The organism is gamma proteobacterium symbiont of Scutellera amethystina (genome assembly GCF_059730845.1).
In genome coordinates this window covers 1,514,391-1,535,763 of the sequence record NZ_AP035935.1, presented here as the reverse complement: position 1 = coordinate 1,535,763, position 21,373 = coordinate 1,514,391, and the positions used below count along the sequence as shown (strand labels likewise).

Here is a 21,373-nt window from a genome sequence, read left to right as displayed (position 1 = left end):
GAGCATCAGTATGGAAATGCAGTTACGATCGGCCACGTTAGCGCTGCTGATTTGCAGCTGTTCCGCCGCCGCGGCAGAACTTAGCAGTCCTTCGCCGGGCCAGCTTATTAACACGCGTTTGTCTTACATGAAGGATGTGGCGGGTTATAAAGCGCAGCATCATCAGCCGATTGAAGATTTGGGTCAGGAGCGTAAGGTGCTGGACAAAGCCCTGGCGGAAGCGCGTCAGCTGGGTCTGGACGATGCCACGGTGCAGCCGTTTATTCAGGCACAGATGGATGTGGCGAAAGCGGTGCAGTATCGCTATCGCGCCGACTGGCTGGCAACGCCGGAGCCGCACTGGCAGCCGCGTCCGCTGGATGAGGTGCGCAAAAGCATTGGTCATTACAGCGACGCGATTCTGACGCAGCTTGCCGCGCAGTTGAAACAGGGCGCGACGCTGCAGGCACCGCAAAAGGCCGAATTTATGCGCGACATTCAGCAGCGCAACGTGTCATCGCAGGATAAAGAGTTATTGTGGCGCACGCTCAGCGCGGTGACGTTACGGCGGCCGTGATGTTGCGCGGCGAGCGTGCCGTCGATCGCAGCAGGCCTGTCATTTAGCTGCGTTTATTCCGGTCGCCCTGAATGGCGACCCTGTAACCGGGTGACGACTTTCAAGGGTGCGCAGTGATGCGCACCGCAACGCCATTCTGAAACTTCTCTTTGCAACTACCCTATCCGCTCTGTGATTGCGTTCACAACTCTGCAACAGCAACTTGTATGGTAGTATTATTGCGCGTATTTTTTCGTCATTACTGTCGCGTTATTACTGGTGTGCCGCGCCTTCAGGCCACCAGCCAGGAGTGAATGATGAAAAGTGTGGTGATTGAACAACCGGGCAAACTGCTGCTGGCCGAGCGCGCGCTGCCGCAGCCCGCCGCTGATGAAGTACGGGTAAAAGTGAAATTTGCCAGCATCTGTGGCTCTGACGTGCACATCTGGCACGGTCACAATCCATTTGCCCGCTATCCGCGCGTGATCGGCCATGAGTTTTTCGGCGTGATTGACGCGGTCGGACAGGACGTCGATGCCAGCCGGCTGGGCGAGTGCGTGGCGGTCGATCCGGTGGTGAGCTGCGGCCACTGCTATCCCTGCTCCGTTGGCCGTCCCAATGTCTGTCAGTCACTGCAGGTGATTGGCGTCCACCGCGACGGCGGCTTCAGCGAGTATGCGGTGGCGCCAGCCAAAAATGCCCATCGCCTGCCGGCGAGCATTCCCGACCAACTCGCCAGCCTGGTTGAGCCCTTCACCATTGCCGCGAATATCACGGCGTTCCTCAAACCGCAGCCACAGGATGTGGCGCTGATTTACGGTGCCGGTCCGATGGGGCTGACCGCCATTCAGGTGCTGAAAGGCGTGTACGGCGTACAGCAGGTGCTGGTGGTCGACCGCCTGCCGGAGCGGCTGGCGCTGGCGCAGCAAAACGGTGCCGATCGCCTGTTCAACAACAGCGAGATCCCGCTGGCGGCGCAGCTGGAAGGCGTTCAGCCGACGCTGATTATCGACGCCGCCTGCCATCCGGCGATCCTCGCTGAAGCGGCGGCGCTGGCCTCGCCGGCGGCGCGTATCGGCCTGCTCGGGTTTTCTGCTGAGCCGTGCAGCCTGACGCAGCAGGCGTTGACCAGCAAAGAGCTGTCGCTGTTTACCTCGCGCCTGAACAGCAACCGCTTCCCGCAGGTGATTGCGTGGCTGGAACAGGGGCTGATCAAGCCGGAGAAACTGGTCACCCACTATTTCCCGCTGGCGCAGATCGAGCGCGCCATGACGCTATTTGAACAAGACCCGCGCACCTGCTGCAAAGTGATCCTGCAAATGGATTGAGTGATGCGCCACACCAGATGTCCCTGACGCCGGTGCGTACCCGCCGGCCACAACAATAATCCCCTGCATAAATCAGGCGCAGCGCCGCGGTCATCAAGGTCATCTCCCCGTGATGCTGCAGCCTGAAGAAGAACAGGGAAACGGAGTTTCTATGCTGAAGAATCTACGCTGGACCCTCGTACTGCTGCTGTTCCTGGTTTATATGATCAACTACCTCGATCGTATTGCCCTGTCGCTCACCGTGCCGCTGGTGGAAAAAGATCTGATGATCAATGCCGAGCAGTTCGGCCTGATCTTCGGCAGCTTCTTCTTCGGCTATGCGCTGTTCAACTTTATTGGCGGCCTGGCCACCGATAAATTTGGCCCGACGATTGTGCTCGGCACCGCTGTCGGCATGTGGTCACTGTTCTGCGGCATGACCGCGCTGGCGACCGGTTTCTGGTCGATGATGATTCTGCGCGTGCTGTTCGGCATGGCGGAAGGTCCGATTTGCGCCTCGGCCAACAAAGCCATCAACGGCTGGTTCCCGAAAAAGCAGGCTGCCACCGCCATGGGCCTGCTGAGCGCCGGCTCTCCGCTCGGCGGCGCGGTCGCCGGGCCGATTGTCGGCTACCTGGCGCTCTCCTTCGGCTGGCGTCCGGCGTTTGTGGTGATCTGCCTGATTGGTCTGGTGTGGATGGCGCTGTGGTTCTTCTTCGCCGCCGATAATCCGGCGCGCAGTAAGCGCGTCTCTGCGCAGGAGCGCGCGCTGGTAGAGAAACTGAAAGCGGAAGAGCCGGCGGATATCATCGACGCGGACGGCAAAGCGCACGGCATGGGCTACTATCTGCGTCAGCCGATTATCCTCGTTACCGCCTTCGCCTTCTTCTGCTACAACTACATTCTGTTCTTCTTCCTGAGCTGGTTCCCGGCCTATCTGGTGCAGGCGCACGGGCTGGATATCAAAGCCATGAGCATCACGACCATGATCCCGTGGATTGTCGGCTTCGTTGGCCTGGCGCTGGGCGGCTGGATTTCCGATAAAATCTTTACTATCACCGGTAAGCTACTGCTATCGCGCAAGATTGTGCTGGTAGTGTCGCTGCTGGCGGCAGCGATATGTGTGGCGCTGGCGGGCACCATCAAAGAGGTGAATTCGGCGGTGATCATGATGTCGATCTCCATCTTCTTCCTCTACATCACCGGTGCCATTTACTGGGCGATTATTCAGGATGTGGTGCACAAAAGCCGCGTCGGCAGCATCAGCGGCTTTATCCACCTGATTGGCAGCCTGTCCGGCATTATCGGCCCGATCGTTACCGGCTTCATCGTGCAGCACACCGGCAAATTTGACAGCGCCTTTGTGCTGGCGGGTGTGGTGGCGGCCCTTGGTGCGCTGCTGGTGCTGTTTGTGATTCGCAGCCCGAAAGCCAGCGACAAACCGGTTTCCGTTTAATCGAATGACTCTGCCGGGGCGCCGCGCGCCCCGTTTGCCACAAGGATTATGCATGTTACAACCCGATCGCCTTCCCGCTGACGTACAGCGCCCCCGTTACGACCGCAGCCAGCTGAAAACCCGCATGGTGCACATCGGTTTTGGTGCCTTTCACCGCGCGCATCAGGCGCTGGCCACTGACCAACTGGCGCAGCACGGCAGCGACTGGGGCTACTGCGAAGTGAATCTCAACAGTGGCGCGCTGATCGCCGCTCTGCGCCAGCAGGATTTGCTGTACAGCGTGACCGAAATGGCCGACGACAGCCTGCACACGCGCATTGTTGGCGTAATTACCCAGGCGCTGCACGCGAAAAGTGACGGTATTGAGGCGGTGATTGAAGCGATGAGCCAGCCGGAAATCGCCATCGTGTCGATGACGGTCACGGAAAAAGGCTACTGTTCGCTGCCGTCGAGCGGCCAGCTCGACCTGACGCATCCGGACATCGTGCACGATGTGGCGCATCCTGACGCGCCGCGCTCGCTGCCCGGCGTGATCCTGGCGGCGATTGAACGCCGTCGCCAGCGCGATCTGCCGCCGTTTAGCGTGATGTCGTGTGATAACATGCCGGAGAACGGCCACGTTACGCGCAATGTGATAACCCAGCTGGCGCAGCGTCGCAGCCCGGCGCTGGCGGATTACATTCAGACCCACCTCACCTTTCCCTCAACCATGGTGGATCGCATCGTACCGGCGATGACCGATGAGGCTTTCGCGACGCTGGAAGCGCGGCTGGGCAGTCGCGATCCGGTGGCGGTAGAAGCCGAACCTTTTTTCCAGTGGGTGATTGAAGATAACTTCGTCAGCGGCCGCCCGGCGTGGGAACAGGCCGGTGCGGAGCTGGTGCGTGATGTGCTGCCGTACGAAGAGATGAAGCTGCGCATGCTCAACGGCAGCCACTCGTTCCTGGCTTATCTCGGCTATCTGGCCGGGTATCAGCACATCAGCGATTGCATGGCCGATGCGAATTTTCATCAGGCGGCGCGCGAGCTGATGCTGCAGGATCAGGCACCCACGCTGCGCACGCAGGATGTCGATTTGGTCGCCTATGCCGACTCGCTGATCGCCCGTTACGAAAACCGGGCGATTAAACATCGCACTTATCAAATCGCCACCGACGGCACGCAGAAACTGCCACAGCGCCTGCTGGATAGCGTGCGCTGGCATCTGCGTAACGGGACGGCCTGTGATTATCTGCTGCTGGGCGTAGCAGGCTGGATGCGCTATATCAGCGGCGTCGATGAGCAGGGCGCGGCGATTGAGATTCGCGATCCGCTCAGCGCACAGCTGGCCAGCATTGTTGCCAATAGCGAGGATGGCCCGCAGCGCGTTGAGGCCTTACTGCGCCTGCAGGCGGTGTTCGGCGACGATTTACGTTATCACTCAGTGTTTGTTACGCGGCTTACCGAGCTGTATCAGCAGCTGCGGCTTACCGGTGCACGCGCCACGGTGCAGGCGCTGGTCACAGAAGGCTAAGCCGCCTGCACAAATGTGTAGCGCAGACGCAGCGTGCTGATTAGACTGACGCTTTCTCATCGGGCTGGCGGCGGCCAGCCGTAATACGGATATTGCTGCATGTCGATTGCCTATACCATAACCACCAGCGAACCGGTAAATCAGCAGATTTATCGCTATCTGCGGAAGGATATCGTGACCTGCGTGATCCATCCGGGCTCGCTGCTGTCGGAGAAAGAAGTGTCGGCGCGCTTCAACGTGTCGCGGCAGCCGGTGCGGGAAGCCTTTATCAAACTGGCGGAAGCCGGCCTGGTGCAGGTTCTGCCGCAGCGCGGCACCTTCGTGCGCAAAATCTCCGCCCAGCGCGTGGCCGACGGCCGTTTCATCCGTGAAGCGGTGGAGATCGCCGTGGTTCGTCGCGCCGCGCTGGAGATCGCTGCCACCGGACTGATGGCGCTGGAACACAATCTGCAGCTGCAGCGTCTGGCAGCGGAACGCCACGACAGCCAGGCGTTTCTGGCGCTCGACGATGAGTTTCACCGGTTGATTGCCGAAGGCATTGACTGCCTGCTGGCGTGGGAGACGGTGGAGAACATTAAAGCGACGATGGACCGCGTGCGCTTTCTGACGCTGAGCGAAGTGTCGCCGCCGGAGAGCCTGATTCAGCAGCACGAAGAGATTTTTGCCGCGCTGAAAGCGAAGAATGCCGATGCGGCTGAGAAGGCGATGCGGCGACATCTGCAGGAGATGATTCTGACCATCACGCCGATTGCCGAGCGCAACAGCGAATGGTTTGAAGGGCCGTAGTGTTGTGGGGGGCTTTGAGCTTGAGGTGTGGTGCGGTGCGGTGTGATACGGTGCGGTGTGATGCCCTCACCCCGGCCCTCTCCCACCGGGAGAGGGAGCTGTTCCAGTAAGCTGTCAGAGAATTAATACATTAAAAAACCGCACAAAACAGTCCCCTCTCCCGCTCGTGGGAGAGGGTTAGGGTGAGGGGGAAAAACGCCCCTCACCCCATCAGGCAATCGTCACATCTTTCGCCAGATACACATCCTGCACCGCATTAATCAGCGCCACGCCCTCTTTCAGCGACTTCTTAAACGCCTTGCGTCCGAGAATCAGCCCCATGCCGCCGGCGCGTTTATTGATCACCGCCGTACGCACCGACTCCGCCACATCGGTCGCACCGGCTGAAGCCCCGCCGGAGTTAATCAGCCCGGCGCGCCCCATGTAGCAGTTGGCCAGCTGGTAGCGCACCAGATCGATCGGATTCTCACTGGTCAGCTTGCTGTACACGCGCTCATCGGTGTGGCCAAACTTCACCGCGTTATAGCCGCCGTTATTCTCCGCCATTTTCTGCTTCACAATGTCGGCACCAATGGTGGCCGCCAGATGGTTAGCCTGACCGGTCAAATCGGCGCTGGCGTGATAATCCACCCCATCCTTCTTGAAATCGTTGTTGCGCAGATAGGCCCACAGCACCGTCACCATGCCCAACTCGTGCGCGCGCTCGAAGGCCGCTGCAATTTCCTCGATCTGCCGGCGTGACTGCTCAGAACCAAAATAGATGGTGGCGCCGACCGCAACCGCGCCCATGTTGAACGCCTGTTCAACGCTGGCGTACAGCGTCTGGTCATACTGCGTGGGATAGCTCAGGGTTTCGTTATGGTTCAGCTTGACCATAAACGGAATGCGGTGCGCGTAGCGACGTGACACAGAGGCCAGCACGCCATAGGTTGATGCCACACAGTTGCAGCCGGCTTCAATCGCCAGCTCGACGATATTCTTCGGGTCGAAATAGGCCGGATTGGCGGCGAACGAGGCGCCAGCAGAGTGTTCCACGCCCTGATCCACCGGCAGAATCGACAGATAGCCGGTACCCGCCAGACGGCCGGTGTTGTAGAGCGTCTGCATATTGCGCAGTACCGCAGGAGAACGATTGTTATCAATCATCACGCGATCGACATAATCCGCGCCCGGCAAATAAAGGCTGTCCGCTGGAATGGTCATGCAGCGATGTTGAAGAAGCGTATCCGCCTCTTTACCCAATAACTGTACGATGTCCGTCATGTTCGCTCCTGATAAATGGCTGGAAAAGAACCGGCACCTGCCGATTCGCCCCCACAGCCTGGACCGAAACGCGCCAGGCTGGCAAATTGCTGACTCCATTTTTCAGACGGATACGCAGTGAAAAAACGGCAATCTGGCGTTACGCCCTACCACCACTGATGGAAATGATGCACCGGCCCAATGCCGTGACCGACCTCCAGCGAATCGGCGTGCAGCAGCGCCTGCTGCAGCCAGGCCTTGGCCTCCGCTACGGTGCCCGCCCAGTCCGCATGGCGCGGTCGCAATGCCGCCAGCGCCGCCGACAGCGTGCAGCCGGTGCCGTGCGTATGACGGGTGTTAACGCGCGGCGCGGTAAAGCGCTGGCGGCCGGCGCGGGTGATCAGCCAGTCCGGGCTTTCCGCATCGCTGAGATGACCGCCCTTCATCAGCACCGCTTCGCAGCCCAGTTCCAGCAGCGCATCGCCCTGCTGCAGCATAGTCGCCTCGTCCTGCGCCATGCGGCAACCCAGCAGCGCCGCGGCTTCCGGCAGATTGGGCGTGATCAGCGATACCTGCGGCAGCAGCAGTTCACGAATGCTGGCTACCGCATCGTGCGACAGCAGCGCATCGCCGCTTTTGGCAATCATCACCGTATCCAGCACCACAAACGGCAGGCTGGCGCGTTTCAGCTTCTCTGCCACCACCTCGACGATCGCCGTCTCCGCCAGCATACCGATTTTGGCGGCGTCAATGCGCACGTCGTCCAGCACCGAGTCGAGCTGCGCCGCGACAAATGCCGGTTCGATGCGATACACCGACTGCACGCCGCGGGTGTTCTGTGCCACCAGTGCGGTAATCACGCTGGTGCCGTACGCGCCGAGCGCGGAAAACGCTTTCAGATCGGCCTGGATACCTGCGCCGCCGCTGGGGTCGGTGCCGGCAATGGTCAATGCATTGATACGTTTCATGCCGCCACCTCCAGCGTCCACAGCGCATCGAGAAAAGCGGCGACGAAGCTGCCGGGCCCTGCCACGCTGCGCGCGGCCTGCTCTCCCGCCAGTGACATTACGCGGCAGGCCGCTGCCACGTGCTGGATGCGCTCACCCGGCAGGCTGCTGCACGCCGCGACGACGGCGGATAGCGCACAACCGGTGCCGACCACGCGCGTCATCAGCGGGCTGCCGCCGGGAATCGCCAGCGTCTGGCGGCCATCGGTGACGTAATCGACTTCGCCGGTTACCGCGACAAGGGTCGTGCAGCGTTGCGCCAGCTGCTGCGCGGCGTTCAGTGCGGCATCGGCCTGATGCACGCTATCCACACCGCGTCCGCCCGTGGCCTGCTGGGCTAAGGCGAGAATCTCTGAAGCGTTGCCGCGAATGGCCGCCGGTCGCAGGCTCAGCAGCTGCTGACAGAATTCCGTACGCAGGGTTAGCGCGCCTACCGCCACCGGATCGAGCGTCCACGGTGTGCCGGCCTGGTTAGCGGCATGTACCGCCGCCAGCATCGCATCACGACGCTCGCGGGTTAAGGTGCCAACGTTAATCAGCAGTGCATCGGCGAAACCGGCAAACTGCGCCGCTTCATCGCCATCAATCACCATCGCGGGCGAAGCCTGCAGTGCCAGCAGCACGTTGGCAGTAAAAGTTTGCACCACGTCGTTAGTCATACAGTGCACCAGCGGTGCCTGCTGCCGCAGCAGTTGCAGAGAGTGCGCGAGTTGCGCCGGGGAAAGAGGGTCAGGCTGTGTCATAAGGCTCCCAACCGGCAATCAGGAAGGCGAATGCGGTCAGGCATCTGACTTCCCTACGCTGGCATTATCCAGATCAGGTATTACGGGTATTTCTCAGCCTTCACAAAGAAGGGCACCCCGAGTCATGCACGTCCGTGTCAGACGTGCCTTCACAGCATAAAGGGTCAGCTTAAAGTTGTAAATCCTGCGGCAGGTGCGCTTTTTTTGCCGGACAATGAAGAGCAAAAATACGTGCGCCATCAATTTTCATGATTTTTTGATCATCAGGAAAATATAAACAAATCGATGGAGATCAATTTCCCCAAAATACCGAAAATTCATCAGGATAGTTAATTTAATCTGCCGGGGCAGTATGCGGGAAATAAACAGAAGAAAGCGCGCAACTTGATTAATATCAAACCGGCCGGCGGCATAACGCGGCCTAATTCCCCTCCGGATTTGAAGACCGCTGTTTCACCTTCACCCGGAATCGCTAATGACTTTATTCAGTTTTCTTCCGCACGCGCATCACTGGCACAATATCATCATTTCCCGTCAAGGCGCCGTTGCCCCCGGCGGCCGTTACCGGTACTCCACGTACCTCGAAGCCGAATGCAAACGCTGCGGCGAGCGCATCCATAAAATTTATTATCGCGATATCAGCGATGAACAGGCGCGTCGCTGGCTGGGATAAAAAAAAGCCCCGCAACACAGGTTGCAGGGCGCTTGCGTGGCTATCGCAAAACTTATTCAGCCGGTTTGGTGCGGATCAGGTAATCAAACGCGCTCAGTGACGCTTTGGCCCCTTCCCCGCTGGCAATGATGATCTGCTTGTACGGCACCGTGGTGCAGTCGCCGGCGGCAAATACGCCTTTCAGGCTGGTTTCGCCTTTGGCGTCGATCAGGATCTCGCCCATGCGGTTGCGCTCTACCGCGCCTTCCAGCCAGTTGGTGTTAGGCAGCAGACCAATCTGGACGAAGATACCGCTCAGCGCCAGTTCGTGGCTGGTCTGGTTATTGCGGTCGATGTAGGTCAGACCGGTAACTTTACTGCCGTCGCCTTTCACTTCGGTGGTCTGCGCGTTGAGGATCACATCGACGTTTTTCAGGCTGCGCAGTTTATCCTGCAGCACTTTATCGGCGCGCATTTCGCTGGCGAACTCCAGCAGCGTGACGTGCTCGACAATACCGGCCAGATCGATGGCCGCTTCAACGCCGGAGTTACCGCCGCCGATCACCGCCGTGCGTTTGCCTTTAAACAGCGGGCCGTCACAGTGCGGGCAGTAGGTTACACCTTTGGTGCGATACTGCTCTTCGCCCGGAACGCCCATGTTGCGCCAGCGTGCGCCGGTAGCAATGATGATGCTGCGTGATTTCAGCACCGCGCCGGAAGCGGTTTCGATGGCGTGCAGGCCGCCCTCTTTGGCTGCCGGAATCAGCTTGATGGCGCTCTGGGTGTCGATCACGTCAACGTCATAGTCATCAACGTGCGCACGCAGAGAACCGGCGAGCTTCGCCCCTTCGGTTTTCGGCACGGAGATGTAGTTTTCAATGTCAACGGTGTCCAGCACCTGGCCGCCAAAGCGCTCGCCCATCAGGCCGGTGCGGATGCCTTTACGCGCCGAGTAGATGGCCGCCGCAGCGCCCGCCGGGCCGCTGCCGACGATCAGCACTTCATAGGCATCACGCTTGTTCAGCTCTTCAGCCGCACGCTTATCCGCGTTGGTGTCTACCTTACCGACGATTTCTGCCAGGCTCATGCGACCCTGACCGAACTCTTTGCCGTTGAGGTAAACCGCCGGCACGCCCATGACGTTGCGTTCGGTGATCTCGTTCTGGAACATGCCACCGTCGATGGCGGTATGACGGATGCGTGGATTGAGCACCGCCATCAGGTTCAGCGCCTGTACCACGTCCGGACAGTTGTGGCACGACAGAGAGTAATAGGTTTCGAAATGCAGGTCGCTGTCCAGCGCAACAACCTGATCCAGCAGGCTCTGCGCCTCTTTCGACGGATGTCCACCGGTCTGCAGCAGAGCCAGCACCAGTGAAGTAAATTCGTGGCCCATTGGCGAACCGGCAAAGCGCGGACCGCTATGGCTGCCTGGGTTAGTAATCAGGAATGATGGTTTACGTACCGGTTGATCGTTCTCTTCACGGAAGCTGACTTTATCAGACAGACTCGCGATATCGGTCAGCAGAGTACGGATCTCTGCGGATTTGGCGCCATCGTCCAGTGTGGCAATCAACTCAACCGGTTTCGTTAGTTTCTCAAGGTAGGCCTTGAGCTGGGTTTTTAAATTGGTGTCGAGCATAGTGAGTTCCTGTGAAGAAAATCGGGTGCCGCAGCACCCGATGGAAGAAAGATCAAAGGGCGTAGATGACTTAGATTTTGCCAACCAGGTCCAGTGATGGAGCCAGCGTTGCGTCGCCTTCTTTCCATTTAGCCGGGCAAACTTCACCTGGGTGAGAAGCCACGTACTGAGCCGCTTTCACTTTACGCAGCAGGTCAGACGCGTCACGGCCGATGCCTTCTGCAGTGATTTCGATGGCCTGGATGATGCCTTCCGGGTCAACGATGAAAGTACCGCGGTCAGCCAGACCTTCTGCTTCACGCATGATTTCGAAGTTACGGGTCAGAGCACCGGTCGGGTCGCCGATCATCGCGTACTGGATTTTCGCGATGGTGTCTGAAGAACCGTGCCAGGCTTTGTGGGTAAAGTGCGTGTCAGTTGAAACGGAGTAGATGTCTACGCCCAGTTTCTGGAACTCTTCGTAGTGGTCTGCCACGTCACCCAGTTCAGTCGGGCATACAAAGGTGAAGTCAGCCGGGTAGAAGAAGAAAACACTCCATTTACCTTCAACGTCTTTCTCGGTTACGTCGATGAATTCGCCGTTTTTGAATGCAGCGTTTTTGAACGGTTTGATTTTGGTATTGATGATAGACATGGGTGACCTCCGTTAAAAAGATGTGATGCAGGCTACATAATTTTCGGGCCAACTTCTAATATGCAGACGTTATCAATCAGATAATCAAAAGCTATCAAAGTGCCGACGCCAGATTTGATGCGGCTTGCCGCGGCATTCTACACAGAAAAGCCGCAGAGTTAACAGGCTTTATCTTTGCGCGCGGCAACTGCTATTTTTTATAAACATTCAATCATCTTTGCTGCACGATTCAACTGCGTGCGCAACGCCGCTACAAAACGTGCCCGCTTACTCGTCATGGAGTCTGGAAGTGAAAATTCGTCTTTTTGAAGAAGCCGACCGCCCTTTTCTACGCACGCTGTATCTCGCGGCGCGCCGTCATAACTGGACATGGCTGGCCGGCGACGACTGGCAGCTGGAAGATTTCGACGCGATTATTCCCGGTGAAACGGTACTGGTGGCGGAGATCGATGGCCACCGCGCAGGGTTTGCCGGCGTGATGGATAACGATAATTTTTTGCACAGTTTGTATGTTGATCCGGCCTTTCAGGGCCAGGGCGTCGGCAGTGCACTGCTGAACGCGGTGCAGCAGCATTTTACCTCCACCGGCGCGCTGAAATGTCTGCTTCAGAACGAAGCGGCGCTGCAGTTTTATCAGCAGCACGGCTGGCAGCGCGAAGCGCTGGGAGAGAGCGAACAGGGCCAGTACGTGTTGATGCATCTGCCGCTGGCGTCACGCACCAGCGGCAGCTAAGGCTTAAACCGCGCGGAAGGCGATGTCGCCCGGAATCACCTCACCCTGCCAGTAAAGCTGGGCGGCAACCCGGCCCGCAAGTTCACGATACAGCGCGGTGAATTCACTCTCCGGACGGCGAATCACGGTCGGTTCACCGTCGTCGAGATCTTCGCGCAGATTAATGTGCAGCGGTAGCTGAGCCAGCAGGCGGGTGTGATAATCCTCAGCCAGCTTCTGCGCACCGCCGGTACCAAAAATCGGCTCATGATGGCCGCATTCGCTGCAGATGTGCATGCTCATGTTTTCCACCACGCCCAGCACCGGCACGCTGACTTTTTCGAACATCACCATGCCCTTGCGCGCATCAATCAGCGCAATGTCCTGCGGCGTGGTCACCACCAGCGCGCCGGTCACCGGCACGTTCTGCGCCAGCGTCAGCTGAATGTCACCGGTGCCCGGCGGCATATCCAGAATCAGGTAATCGAGATCCGGCCACAGCGTTTCGTTCAGCAGCTGCATCAGCGCCTTGCTGGCCATCGGTCCGCGCCACACCATCGCGTTATCGTCGGTCACCAGATAGCCGATAGAGTTGGTTGCCAGGCCGTGCGCCATGATCGGCGCCATGTGCGTGCCATCCGGCGAGGTGGGGCGCTGCTTTTCGGTGCCCAGCATGTCCGGGATCGACGGACCGTAAATATCCGCATCGAGAATACCGACGCGCGCCCCCTCGGCCGCCAGCGCCAGCGCCATATTCACGGCGGTGCTGGATTTGCCCACGCCCCCTTTACCGGAGCTGACGGCGACGATGTTTTTCACGCCGTTGACGCCCGGCTGATTTTTCACGCGTTTCAGGGTGGCAATGTCATGACGCAGCCGCCAGTCGATGGCGCGCGTGTTGGTCAGGCGCAGCAGTTCTGCACTGGTCTGGGCTTTCAGCGCCTCAAACGCGCTGGCCCAGGCAAATGGCATCACCAGTTCAATGTGCAGCTTGTCGTCGAGCAGCGCCACGTGGCGCAGCGCTTTGAGGGTAGTCAGATTGTGTTGCAGCGTCGGATGCTCAAACTCGCTCAGCACGCCGATAACCACGGCGCGCAACGCTTCAGGTGAATGATGGTCCCGGGATTGTGCGGTCATCCCAACTCCTTATTTAGTCATGACGCCAGACGATGGCGGTGTGCCATCAATCATATCAGATAGGCGCTAAAAGTGACGTGGCCGAGCTGCTGTGTTTACGCCAGAGGGTGCTTCGGTTAACATCTAAGCCCGATTTTTTATTCACGGAATGCTACGCAAATTATGACTCAAGTCGCTAAAAAACTACTGGTAACGTGCGCCCTGCCGTACGCAAACGGCTCTATCCACTTAGGTCACATGCTTGAACACATTCAGGCTGACGTGTGGGTCCGTTACCAGCGAATGCGTGGCAATCATGTGTTCTTCATCTGTGCGGACGACGCCCACGGCACGCCGATCATGCTGAAAGCCCAGCAGCTAGGTATCGCGCCGGAGCAGATGATTGCGGAAATGAAGCAGGAGCATGAGACCGATTTCGCGGGTTTCAACATCAGCTATGACAATTATCACTCCACGCACGGCGACGAAAACCGCCAGCTGTCTGAGCTGATTTACACGCGCCTGAAAGAGAACGGTTTCATTAAAAACCGCACCATTTCGCAGCTGTACGATCCGGAAAAAGGCATGTTCCTGCCTGACCGCTTCGTCAAAGGCACCTGTCCGAAATGTAAATCGCCCGATCAGTACGGCGATAACTGCGAAGTGTGCGGCGCGACCTACAGCCCGACCGAGCTGATTGAGCCGAAATCGGTGGTGTCAGGTGCGACGCCGGTGATGCGCGATTCTGAACACTTCTTCTTCGATCTGCCGTCCTTCAGCGCGATGCTGCAGGCGTGGACGCGCTCCGGCGCGCTGCAGGAGCAGGTGGCAAACAAGATGCAGGAGTGGTTTGAAGCCGGTCTGCAACAGTGGGATATCTCCCGCGATGCGCCGTACTTCGGCTTCGAAATCCCTGGTGCGCCGGGCAAATACTTCTACGTCTGGCTGGATGCGCCCATCGGCTACATGGGGTCGTTTAAGAACCTGTGCGACAAACGCGGCGCCATCGATTTCGACGAGTTCTGGAAGAAAGATTCCAGCACCGAGCTGTATCACTTCATCGGCAAAGACATCGTCTATTTCCACAGCCTGTTCTGGCCAGCGATGCTGGAAGGCAGCAATTTCCGCAAGCCGACCAACCTGTTTGTGCATGGTTATGTCACGGTGAACGGAGCGAAGATGTCGAAATCGCGCGGTACCTTCATCAAAGCCAGCACCTGGCTGCAGCACCTTGATGCCGACAGCCTGCGCTACTATTACGCGGCCAAGCTCTCTTCGCGCATCGACGATATTGACCTTAATCTGGAAGATTTCGTTCAGCGTGTGAACGCTGACATCGTTAATAAGGTGGTGAACCTCGCCTCGCGCAACGCCGGCTTTATCACCAAACGCTTTAACGGCCAGCTGGCAAGCGAACTGGCGGATCCGGCGCTTTATCAGACCTTTGTTGATGCGTCAGAGAAGATCGGTGAAGCCTGGGCCAGCCGCGAATACAACCGTGCGATCCGCGAGATCATGGCGCTGGCCGACCTGGCCAACCGCTACGTTGACGAGCAGGCACCGTGGGTGGTGGCGAAACAGGAAGGCCGCGATGCCGACCTGCAGGCGATTTGCTCGATGGGTATCAACCTGTTCCGCGTGCTGATGACCTGGCTGAAGCCGGTGCTGCCGTCGCTGAGCGAGCGCGCAGAAGCCTTCCTGCAAAGCGAACTGAGCTGGGATGGCATTGCGCAGCCGCTGCTCAACCACAGCGTAGCGCCGTTTAAAGCGCTGTATGGTCGTATTGAGATGGCAAAAGTGGAGGCGCTGATTGCGGCTTCGAAAGAGGACGCAGCAGCGGCGAACCAGCCGGCGGCAAGCGGTCCGCTGGCCGATGCACCAATTGGCGAGACCATCACCATTGATGACTTCGCCAAAGTCGACATGCGCGTAGCGCTGATCGAGCAGGCTGAGCTGGTAGAAGGTTCCGATAAGCTACTGCGTCTGCAGCTGGATCTGGGTGGCGAGAAGCGCCAGATTTTCTCGGGCATTCGCGCCGCTTATCCGGATCCGTCGGTGCTGGTGGGCAAGATGACCATCATCGTCGCTAACCTGGCGCCGCGCAAAATGCGTTTCGGCGTGTCCGAAGGCATGGTGCTGTCTGCCGGCCCTGGCGGCAAAGATCTGTTTGTGCTGTCAGTGGATAGCGGTGCCCAGCCGGGTATGCCGGTGAAGTAAGGGGTGGTGCGCGCTGGCCCTCACCCTAACCCTCTCCCGCCTGCGGGAGAGGGAACCGCTGAGTGCGGGGGTTGGGTTCAGAGCCATGCCTGCACATAGCAAAACACCGCACAAGGCTACCCCCTATCCCGCCTGCGGGAGAGTGAACTGCTGAGTGCGGGGGTTGGGTTCAGAGCCAGGCCTGCACCTCGTTCGCTTGTCTCCCTCTCCCGCTTTTGCCGGTGGGGCCGAACAGCGCACGTTGTTACCCATGTATCAAACCTGCACATAGCAAAACCCCGCACAAGACTACCCCCTCTCCCGCCTGCGGGAGAGGGCTGGGGTGAGGGGAAAACCGCACCGCGCTTATCGCGCCAATATCAGACAGCGATAAATCTCCGCCATCACCACCTCAAACTCATTAAATACCTGATGATTCCAGAAGCGAATTACGCGCCAGCCGCAGCGCTGTAAATACGCCGTGCGCCGGGCATCGTAAGCCTGATCTTCAGGCGTATTGTGCTGTCCACCATCCAGTTCCACGATCAGCGATTGCTCAACGCAGGCAAAATCAACGATGTACCCTCCTACTGGATGCTGGCGGCGAAACTTCGCGCCACACACATTTCGGTTGCGTAAATAACGCCATAGTTTTTGCTCCGCTTGCGGCATCGCCTTTCGCAGCGCGCGCTGCGGTTGCACGGTGTAGTTCATCGCTGCTCCTTCGCTCTGGCCACCAGCTTACGCCGCTTTACTCAGCTTCAAAGCAAAGGTGTTGAAATCCTGAATCTGCATTCCAGTGTGATCGCTAGCACGCTAAGCGCTTAATGCGTATGATGAAGCGCCACGAAAACAGGAGCCTGACATGCCCACCGTGCTATCTGCCTGCTGGCGCTATCTGCGCGCCTTTGCCATCGTCTATGCCGCGCTGTATGCCGGCAACGGCCTTGCCGCCCTGCTGCCATTTACCATTCCTGGCAGCATCCTTGGCATGCTGTTGCTGTTTGCCCTGCTGGCGCTGCAGATTATCCCGGTAACGTGGGTGAAACCCGGCTGTCAGCTGTTGATCCGCTACATGGCGCTGCTGTTTGTACCGATCAGCGTTGGCGTGATGGGCTACACCGATATCCTCAGCGCACAGTTTGGCCCGATTGTCGTCTCCTGTATGGTCAGCACCCTGCTGGTGTTGCTGATTGTCGGCCTGAGCGCCGAGCGCCTGCAGCGTCCGAAGGAGTCCGGCCATGAGTGACGCCTGGTGGTCACTGCCACTTACTGTGGTGGCGTATCTGCTGGCACGCCGTCTGGCAGCCAGAATCAACCTCTCCATCGTGAATCCGCTGCTGGTGGCCATGGCGATCATTATTCCACTGCTGCTGCTGACGCACCTGCCCTACGCGCGCTATTTTGCTGGCAGCGCGCTGCTTAATCAGCTGCTACAGCCCGCCGTGGTGGCGCTGGCGCTGCCGTTGTATGAGCAAATGCACCAGATTCGCGCGCGCTGGAAAACCATCATCAGCGTCTGTTTTATCGGCAGCATTACCGCCATGGTGTCCGGCACGGCGATCGCGCTGTGGATGGGGGCGACGCCGGAAATCGCAGCCACCATCCTGCCGAAGTCGGTGACCACGCCCATCGCCATGGCAGTGTCGGGCTCGCTACACGGTATTCCCGCCATCAGCGCCATTTGTGTATTGATTGCTGGCGTGCTGGGCGCGGTGTTTGGTCACATGCTGCTGAATCTGTTTAAAGTGCGCAGCAAGTCATCACGCGGGCTGGCGATTGGCAACGCGTCACATGCGCTCGGCACCGCGCGCGCCGCGGAGATTGACTATCAGGAAGGCGCCTTCAGCTCGCTGGCGCTGGTAATCTGCGGCATCATCACCTCGTTACTGGCGCCTTTCATTTTTCCTTTGCTGATGCGCTTACTGGGGTAAAACTTGCGAGAGATCTCGCAAAGTTGAAACAAGCCAATCAGCTTGCATTGTCATAGCGACATGGATCACATATAAACCTTGAGGCGGCGCTTCGCCGCTGACGAGTTAATGAGGCCATAACATCATGCATGCACGATTCACTTCCGCTTTCTCTGCCCTGCCCGCTGCGCTGCAGAGCGCGCTTCAGCCGCTGCTGGACGCCGCTGATTTTCACGGCGTGCTGCGACCGCAGGAGGTGACTCAGCTGCAACAGGCAACCGGTCTGGATGATGATGCGCTGGCACTCGCTCTGCTGCCGATTGCCGCCTGTTGTGCCGTGGCACCGGTTTCGCACTTTAACGTGGGCGCTATTGCGCGCGGCATCAGTGGCCACTGGTACTTCGGTGCCAACATGGAGTTTTTACATGCGCCGCTGCAGCAAACGGTCCACGCCGAGCAGAGCGCAGTCACGCATGCCTGGCTGCGGGGCGAAGCACAGCTGGCAACCATTACCGTCAACTACACGCCGTGCGGACACTGCCGCCAGTTTATGAATGAACTCAATAGCGGTACGGCGATTCGCATCAGCCTGCCGGGCCGCGCGGTCAGCACGCTGGCCGACTATTTACCCGATGCCTTTGGCCCGGCCGATCTCAATATCAGTGAACGGCTGCTGACGCCGGTCGACCACGGTTTCCTGCCGCAGGGCGATGCGCTGCAGCAGGCCGCGATTGATGCCGCCAGCCGCAGCCATGCACCTTATAGCCAGAGTTATAGCGGCGTGGCGTTGCAGAGCCGCAGCGGCCAGATTTACACCGGGCGCTATGCCGAAAATGCCGCCTTTAACCCGAGCCTGCCGCCATTACAGGCCGCGCTGATTCTGATGAACATGCACAACGAAGCGCTGGAAGAGATTCAGCAGGCAGTGCTGGCAGAAAGCGCCGACGCCACGCTGAGCCAGTTTGATGCCACCCGCACCACCCTCGCCGCGCTCGGCTGCAGCAATTTCTCAGTTACTTTAGTTTCGAAACCAACAGTTTAGTGATCCTTTTACCGCTTTTGTGACCTTCTATTAACAAAAGCTGTACATCTGCAGGAATTTTCATAGGATCGGGCGCCAGAACTTCACAATAAACGGGTCTGGCGTTACCTTCTTGCTGGCGACACGTCAGAAAACACTGCAACCGGAGCAAACACTGCATGGAACTCGAGTACGAAAGTAAACGTCCGCTGTATATTCCTTACGCGGGTCCGATCCTGCTGGAATTTCCGCTGTTGAACAAAGGCAGCGCCTTCTCGCTGGAAGAACGTAACGAATTTAACCTCAATGGCCTGCTGCCAGACGCCGTAGAAACCATCGAAGAGCAGGCCGAGCGCGCCTGGCGTCAGTTCCTGGACTTCAAAAACAATAACGACAAGCACGTCTACCTGCGCAACATCCAGGACACCAACGAAACGCTATTCTATCGCCTGCTGGACAACCACCTGGAAGAGATGATGCCGATCATCTACACCCCAACGGTTGGCGCGGCGTGCGAGCACTTCTCTGAAATTTACCGTCGCGCGCGCGGGGTGTTTATCTCCTACAACAACCGCGACCGCATTGAAGACATGCTGCAAAACGCCACCAAGCAGAATGTCAAAGTCATCGTAGTCACCGACGGCGAGCGTATTCTCGGCCTCGGCGATCTGGGCATCGGCGGCATGGGCATTCCTATCGGTAAGCTGTCGCTGTACACCGCGTGCGGCGGCATCAGCCCGGCCTACACCCTGCCGGTGGTGCTGGATGTCGGTACCAATAATCAGCAACTGCTGAACGATCCGCTCTACATGGGCTGGCGCCATCCGCGCATCACCGGCGAAGAGTATGAAGCCTTCGTTGATGAATTCATTCAGGCGGTGAAGCGCCGCTGGCCAAACGTGCTGCTGCAGTTTGAAGATTTCGCGCAGAAAAACGCCATGCCGCTGCTGGAGCGTTACCGCGATGAGATCTGCTGCTTCAATGACGATATTCAGGGCACGGCCGCTGTCACGGTGGGCACGCTGATCGCTGCCAGCCGCGCCGCAGGCAGCCGTCTGTGCGAGCAGAAAGTGGTGTTCCTCGGTGCCGGTTCCGCCGGCTGCGGTATCGCCGAGCAGATCGTCGCACAGATGAAATCCGAAGGCCTGAGCGATGATGAAGCGCGCGCGCGCGTGATGATGGTAGACCGTTTCGGCCTGCTCACTGACAAATTGCCTAACCTGCTCGATTTCCAGAGCAAGCTGGTGCAGAAGAGCGACAATCTGAAAGACTGGGACGTCACCAGCGATTCGATTTCACTGCTCGACGTGGTGCGCAATGCCCAGCCGGATATCCTGATCGGCGTTTCCGGCCAGCCGGGACTGTTCACCGAAGAGATCATTCGCGAGATGCACAAGCACTGCAAACGCCCGATCGTGATGCCGCTCTCGAACCCGACCTCACGCGTGGAAGCGACCCCGGCTGATATCATCGCCTGGACCGACGGCGACGCGCTGGTCGCCACCGGCAGCCCGTTTGCACCGGTCACCTGGAAAGGCAAAACCTACCCGATTGCCCAGTGCAACAACTCCTATATCTTCCCGGGTATCGGTCTCGGCGTGATCGCTGCCGGTGCCACCCGCGTAACGGATTCGATGCTGATGACCGCCAGCCGCGCGCTGGCTGACTGCTCACCGCTGGTTAACGACGGTGAAGGTCCGGTGCTGCCAGAAATTAAGGACATCCAGGGCGTCTCCAAAGTGATCGCCATGGAAGTGGGCAAAGCGGCGCAGCTGGCGGGCGTGGCGGTGGTCACCTCCGAGGACGTGCTGTCGAAAGCCATCAACAACAACTTCTGGCTGCCGCAGTATCGTCACTACCGCCGTACCTCGATTTAATTGCAGACCGACGCTGCCGCACGCTTCAGGTGCGGCAGCGCTTAAAAAAACGCCAGCCGACCGGCGCGAACTTGCTTAGCCGTGCCGCCTCAAGTAGCCTTGACCCATCTGAATTTTCGTCAACCGAGTGCCCGTGCGCATACTTAAACGCGTTTTCTTTGCTCTGTTTATCATCATATTACTGGTGATGGCGACCGCGCTCGGCCTCGATCGCTGGATTAGCTGGCGAACCGCGCCGTTTATTTATGAAGATGTCGCTTCGCTGCCGCATCGTCAGGTCGGCGTGGTGCTGGGCACCGCCAAGTATTACCGCACCGGCGTCATCAATCAGTATTACCTGTATCGCATTCAGGGCGCGCTCAACGCTTACAACAGTGGCAAGGTGAATTATCTGCTGCTGAGCGGCGATAATGCGCTGCAGAGCTACAACGAGCCGATGACCATGCGACGCGATTTGATCAAAGCCGGCGTCGATCCCTCAGACATCGTGCTGGATTATGCCGGTTTCCGTACGCTGGACTCGATTGTGCGCACGCGCAAAGTCTTCGACACCAACGACTTCATCATCATTACCCAGCGCTTCCACTGTGAACGCGCACTGTATATCGCCCAGCACCTTGGCATTCAGGCGCAGTGCTACGCCGTGCCGTCGCCCAAGAATATGCTGTCGGTGCGGTTCCGCGAGGTAGGTGCGCGCCTCGGTGCGCTGGCGGATCTCTATCTGATGAAGCGCGAGCCGCGTTTCCTTGGCCCGCTGGTGCCGATTCCGGCGGTGCATGAAGTGCCGGAAGATGCGCAGAGCTACCCAGCGGTCACACCGGAACAGTTACTCGAGCTGGAAGAGAAGCTGCGAAAATAATCGGCGAGAGGCCAGCAGTCGGATCTGTCGTTGGCGAGTTAAGGAGGATCGCGCCGATGCTGCCGGTGCGCATCAATGCGCACCTTACAAAATACCGGCCATCCCCTGCCAGTCTCACCTCTATCCTTATTGTGCAATAAAAATAAAAAAGGGCCGCGTTGC

The 21,373-nt window shown here is 58.6% G+C and carries 20 protein-coding genes and 1 riboswitch; of the genes, 13 read left to right on the top strand and 7 right to left on the bottom strand.

Going from position 1 to position 21,373, the window contains the following annotated elements; genetic code table 11:
* Positions 1 to 10 precede the first annotated feature (10 nt).
* From AC6I79_RS07005 to AC6I79_RS06985, 5 genes are all read left to right on the top strand, one after another.
* Positions 11 to 556 carry a chorismate mutase gene (locus AC6I79_RS07005; RefSeq protein ID WP_058780335.1) on the top strand — a complete coding sequence of 182 codons (546 nt, stop codon included), beginning with the start codon at positions 11 to 13 and terminating at the stop codon, positions 554 to 556.
* A gap of 296 nt (positions 557 to 852) precedes the next feature.
* Entirely contained in the window at positions 853 to 1,863 is a 1,011-nt protein-coding gene (locus tag AC6I79_RS07000; protein WP_498027734.1) for a Zn-dependent oxidoreductase, read from the top strand.
* 151 nt (positions 1,864 to 2,014) lie between these two features.
* Positions 2,015 to 3,298 (top strand): MFS transporter, encoded by a 1,284-nt coding sequence (locus AC6I79_RS06995; RefSeq protein ID WP_159378517.1) that lies wholly within the window; start codon positions 2,015 to 2,017, stop codon positions 3,296 to 3,298.
* A gap of 52 nt (positions 3,299 to 3,350) precedes the next feature.
* Complete coding sequence (locus AC6I79_RS06990; RefSeq protein WP_498027640.1) at positions 3,351 to 4,811, top strand: mannitol dehydrogenase family protein; 1,461 nt, start codon at positions 3,351 to 3,353, stop codon at positions 4,809 to 4,811.
* A gap of 99 nt (positions 4,812 to 4,910) precedes the next feature.
* Entirely contained in the window at positions 4,911 to 5,597 is a 687-nt protein-coding gene (locus AC6I79_RS06985; protein WP_058769948.1) for a GntR family transcriptional regulator, read from the top strand.
* 210 nt (positions 5,598 to 5,807) lie between these two features.
* On the opposite strand, the gene fbaB is transcribed toward AC6I79_RS06985, so the two are convergent.
* The 3 genes from fbaB to thiM all read right to left on the bottom strand — a co-directional run bounded on the left by fbaB (position 5,808) and on the right by thiM (position 8,589).
* Positions 5,808 to 6,860, bottom strand: a complete 1,053-nt coding sequence (fbaB, locus tag AC6I79_RS06980; protein WP_058757271.1) for a class I fructose-bisphosphate aldolase — start codon at positions 6,858 to 6,860, stop codon at positions 5,808 to 5,810.
* A gap of 146 nt (positions 6,861 to 7,006) precedes the next feature.
* Entirely contained in the window at positions 7,007 to 7,807 is an 801-nt protein-coding gene (thiD, locus tag AC6I79_RS06975) for a bifunctional hydroxymethylpyrimidine kinase/phosphomethylpyrimidine kinase (protein ID WP_498027639.1), read from the bottom strand.
* Entirely contained in the window at positions 7,804 to 8,589 is a 786-nt protein-coding gene (gene thiM, locus AC6I79_RS06970; RefSeq protein ID WP_222951839.1) for a hydroxyethylthiazole kinase, read from the bottom strand. The genes thiD and thiM overlap by 4 nt, the downstream gene beginning before the upstream one ends.
* A gap of 33 nt (positions 8,590 to 8,622) precedes the next feature.
* Positions 8,623 to 8,719, bottom strand: a riboswitch (TPP riboswitch).
* A 345-nt stretch (positions 8,720 to 9,064) separates the two neighbouring features.
* Between thiM and AC6I79_RS06965 the strand changes: the two genes are divergently transcribed.
* Entirely contained in the window at positions 9,065 to 9,262 is a 198-nt protein-coding gene (locus tag AC6I79_RS06965) for a hypothetical protein (RefSeq protein WP_058780329.1), read from the top strand.
* Positions 9,263 to 9,314: 52 nt separating this feature from the next.
* Here AC6I79_RS06965 and ahpF read toward each other — a convergent pair whose 3' ends face one another.
* The gene (gene ahpF / locus AC6I79_RS06960; protein ID WP_058769944.1) at positions 9,315 to 10,883 is read right to left on the bottom strand and encodes an alkyl hydroperoxide reductase subunit F; all 1,569 of its coding nucleotides are present in this window, start codon (positions 10,881 to 10,883) and stop codon (positions 9,315 to 9,317) included.
* A 70-nt stretch (positions 10,884 to 10,953) separates the two neighbouring features.
* Positions 10,954 to 11,517 (bottom strand): alkyl hydroperoxide reductase subunit C, encoded by a 564-nt coding sequence (gene ahpC / locus AC6I79_RS06955; RefSeq protein WP_010617942.1) that lies wholly within the window; start codon positions 11,515 to 11,517, stop codon positions 10,954 to 10,956.
* A gap of 289 nt (positions 11,518 to 11,806) precedes the next feature.
* Between ahpC and AC6I79_RS06950 the strand changes: the two genes are divergently transcribed.
* Positions 11,807 to 12,250, top strand: a complete 444-nt coding sequence (locus AC6I79_RS06950; RefSeq protein ID WP_136545569.1) for a GNAT family N-acetyltransferase — start codon at positions 11,807 to 11,809, stop codon at positions 12,248 to 12,250.
* 3 nt (positions 12,251 to 12,253) lie between these two features.
* Here AC6I79_RS06950 and apbC read toward each other — a convergent pair whose 3' ends face one another.
* A complete protein-coding gene (gene apbC, locus AC6I79_RS06945) occupies positions 12,254 to 13,366 on the bottom strand; it encodes an iron-sulfur cluster carrier protein ApbC (protein WP_058757266.1) in 1,113 nt (370 codons plus the stop codon).
* 162 nt (positions 13,367 to 13,528) lie between these two features.
* Between apbC and metG the strand changes: the two genes are divergently transcribed.
* Entirely contained in the window at positions 13,529 to 15,562 is a 2,034-nt protein-coding gene (gene metG / locus AC6I79_RS06940; protein WP_498027638.1) for a methionine--tRNA ligase, read from the top strand.
* Between the two features lie 345 nt (positions 15,563 to 15,907).
* On the opposite strand, the gene AC6I79_RS06935 is transcribed toward metG, so the two are convergent.
* Complete coding sequence (locus tag AC6I79_RS06935) at positions 15,908 to 16,255, bottom strand: endonuclease domain-containing protein (protein WP_159378521.1); 348 nt, start codon at positions 16,253 to 16,255, stop codon at positions 15,908 to 15,910.
* Between the two features lie 151 nt (positions 16,256 to 16,406).
* Here AC6I79_RS06935 and AC6I79_RS06930 point away from each other — a divergent pair, with 151 nt between their 5' ends.
* The 5 genes from AC6I79_RS06930 to sanA all read left to right on the top strand — a co-directional run bounded on the left by AC6I79_RS06930 (position 16,407) and on the right by sanA (position 21,211).
* Entirely contained in the window at positions 16,407 to 16,790 is a 384-nt protein-coding gene (locus tag AC6I79_RS06930; RefSeq protein ID WP_021509289.1) for a CidA/LrgA family protein, read from the top strand.
* Positions 16,783 to 17,475, top strand: a complete 693-nt coding sequence (locus AC6I79_RS06925; RefSeq protein WP_021509288.1) for a CidB/LrgB family autolysis modulator — start codon at positions 16,783 to 16,785, stop codon at positions 17,473 to 17,475. The genes AC6I79_RS06930 and AC6I79_RS06925 overlap by 8 nt, the downstream gene beginning before the upstream one ends.
* Positions 17,476 to 17,599: 124 nt before the next feature.
* Positions 17,600 to 18,496, top strand: coding sequence for a cytidine deaminase (gene cdd / locus AC6I79_RS06920; protein WP_159378522.1), 897 nt, complete (start codon positions 17,600 to 17,602; stop codon positions 18,494 to 18,496).
* Between the two features lie 158 nt (positions 18,497 to 18,654).
* Complete coding sequence (locus tag AC6I79_RS06915; protein WP_058757262.1) at positions 18,655 to 20,352, top strand: NAD-dependent malic enzyme; 1,698 nt, start codon at positions 18,655 to 18,657, stop codon at positions 20,350 to 20,352.
* 139 nt (positions 20,353 to 20,491) lie between these two features.
* Positions 20,492 to 21,211: an outer membrane permeability protein SanA gene (gene sanA, locus AC6I79_RS06910; protein ID WP_031280053.1), complete on the top strand. Its 720-nt coding sequence runs from the start codon at positions 20,492 to 20,494 to the stop codon at positions 21,209 to 21,211.
* The last annotated feature ends 162 nt before the right edge of the window (positions 21,212 to 21,373 follow it).

What these genes read in the sequence shown, in the direction of transcription:
- AC6I79_RS07005 (WP_058780335.1), top strand. Translation starts at nt 11, where the DNA reads ATGGAAATGCAGTTACGATCGGCCACGTTAGCGCTGCTGATTTGCAGC.
- AC6I79_RS07000 (WP_498027734.1), top strand. Translation starts at nt 853, where the DNA reads ATGAAAAGTGTGGTGATTGAACAACCGGGCAAACTGCTGCTGGCCGAG.
- AC6I79_RS06995 (WP_159378517.1), top strand. Translation starts at nt 2,015, where the DNA reads ATGCTGAAGAATCTACGCTGGACCCTCGTACTGCTGCTGTTCCTGGTT.
- AC6I79_RS06990 (WP_498027640.1), top strand. Translation starts at nt 3,351, where the DNA reads ATGTTACAACCCGATCGCCTTCCCGCTGACGTACAGCGCCCCCGTTAC.
- AC6I79_RS06985 (WP_058769948.1), top strand. Translation starts at nt 4,911, where the DNA reads ATGTCGATTGCCTATACCATAACCACCAGCGAACCGGTAAATCAGCAG.
- fbaB (WP_058757271.1), bottom strand. Translation starts at nt 6,860, where the DNA reads ATGACGGACATCGTACAGTTATTGGGTAAAGAGGCGGATACGCTTCTT.
- thiD (WP_498027639.1), bottom strand. Translation starts at nt 7,807, where the DNA reads ATGAAACGTATCAATGCATTGACCATTGCCGGCACCGACCCCAGCGGC.
- thiM (WP_222951839.1), bottom strand. Translation starts at nt 8,589, where the DNA reads ATGACACAGCCTGACCCTCTTTCCCCGGCGCAACTCGCGCACTCTCTG.
- AC6I79_RS06965 (WP_058780329.1), top strand. Translation starts at nt 9,065, where the DNA reads ATGACTTTATTCAGTTTTCTTCCGCACGCGCATCACTGGCACAATATC.
- ahpF (WP_058769944.1), bottom strand. Translation starts at nt 10,883, where the DNA reads ATGCTCGACACCAATTTAAAAACCCAGCTCAAGGCCTACCTTGAGAAA.
- ahpC (WP_010617942.1), bottom strand. Translation starts at nt 11,517, where the DNA reads ATGTCTATCATCAATACCAAAATCAAACCGTTCAAAAACGCTGCATTC.
- apbC (WP_058757266.1), bottom strand. Translation starts at nt 13,366, where the DNA reads ATGACCGCACAATCCCGGGACCATCATTCACCTGAAGCGTTGCGCGCC.
- metG (WP_498027638.1), top strand. Translation starts at nt 13,529, where the DNA reads ATGACTCAAGTCGCTAAAAAACTACTGGTAACGTGCGCCCTGCCGTAC.
- AC6I79_RS06935 (WP_159378521.1), bottom strand. Translation starts at nt 16,255, where the DNA reads ATGAACTACACCGTGCAACCGCAGCGCGCGCTGCGAAAGGCGATGCCG.
- AC6I79_RS06930 (WP_021509289.1), top strand. Translation starts at nt 16,407, where the DNA reads ATGCCCACCGTGCTATCTGCCTGCTGGCGCTATCTGCGCGCCTTTGCC.
- AC6I79_RS06925 (WP_021509288.1), top strand. Translation starts at nt 16,783, where the DNA reads ATGAGTGACGCCTGGTGGTCACTGCCACTTACTGTGGTGGCGTATCTG.
- cdd (WP_159378522.1), top strand. Translation starts at nt 17,600, where the DNA reads ATGCATGCACGATTCACTTCCGCTTTCTCTGCCCTGCCCGCTGCGCTG.
- AC6I79_RS06915 (WP_058757262.1), top strand. Translation starts at nt 18,655, where the DNA reads ATGGAACTCGAGTACGAAAGTAAACGTCCGCTGTATATTCCTTACGCG.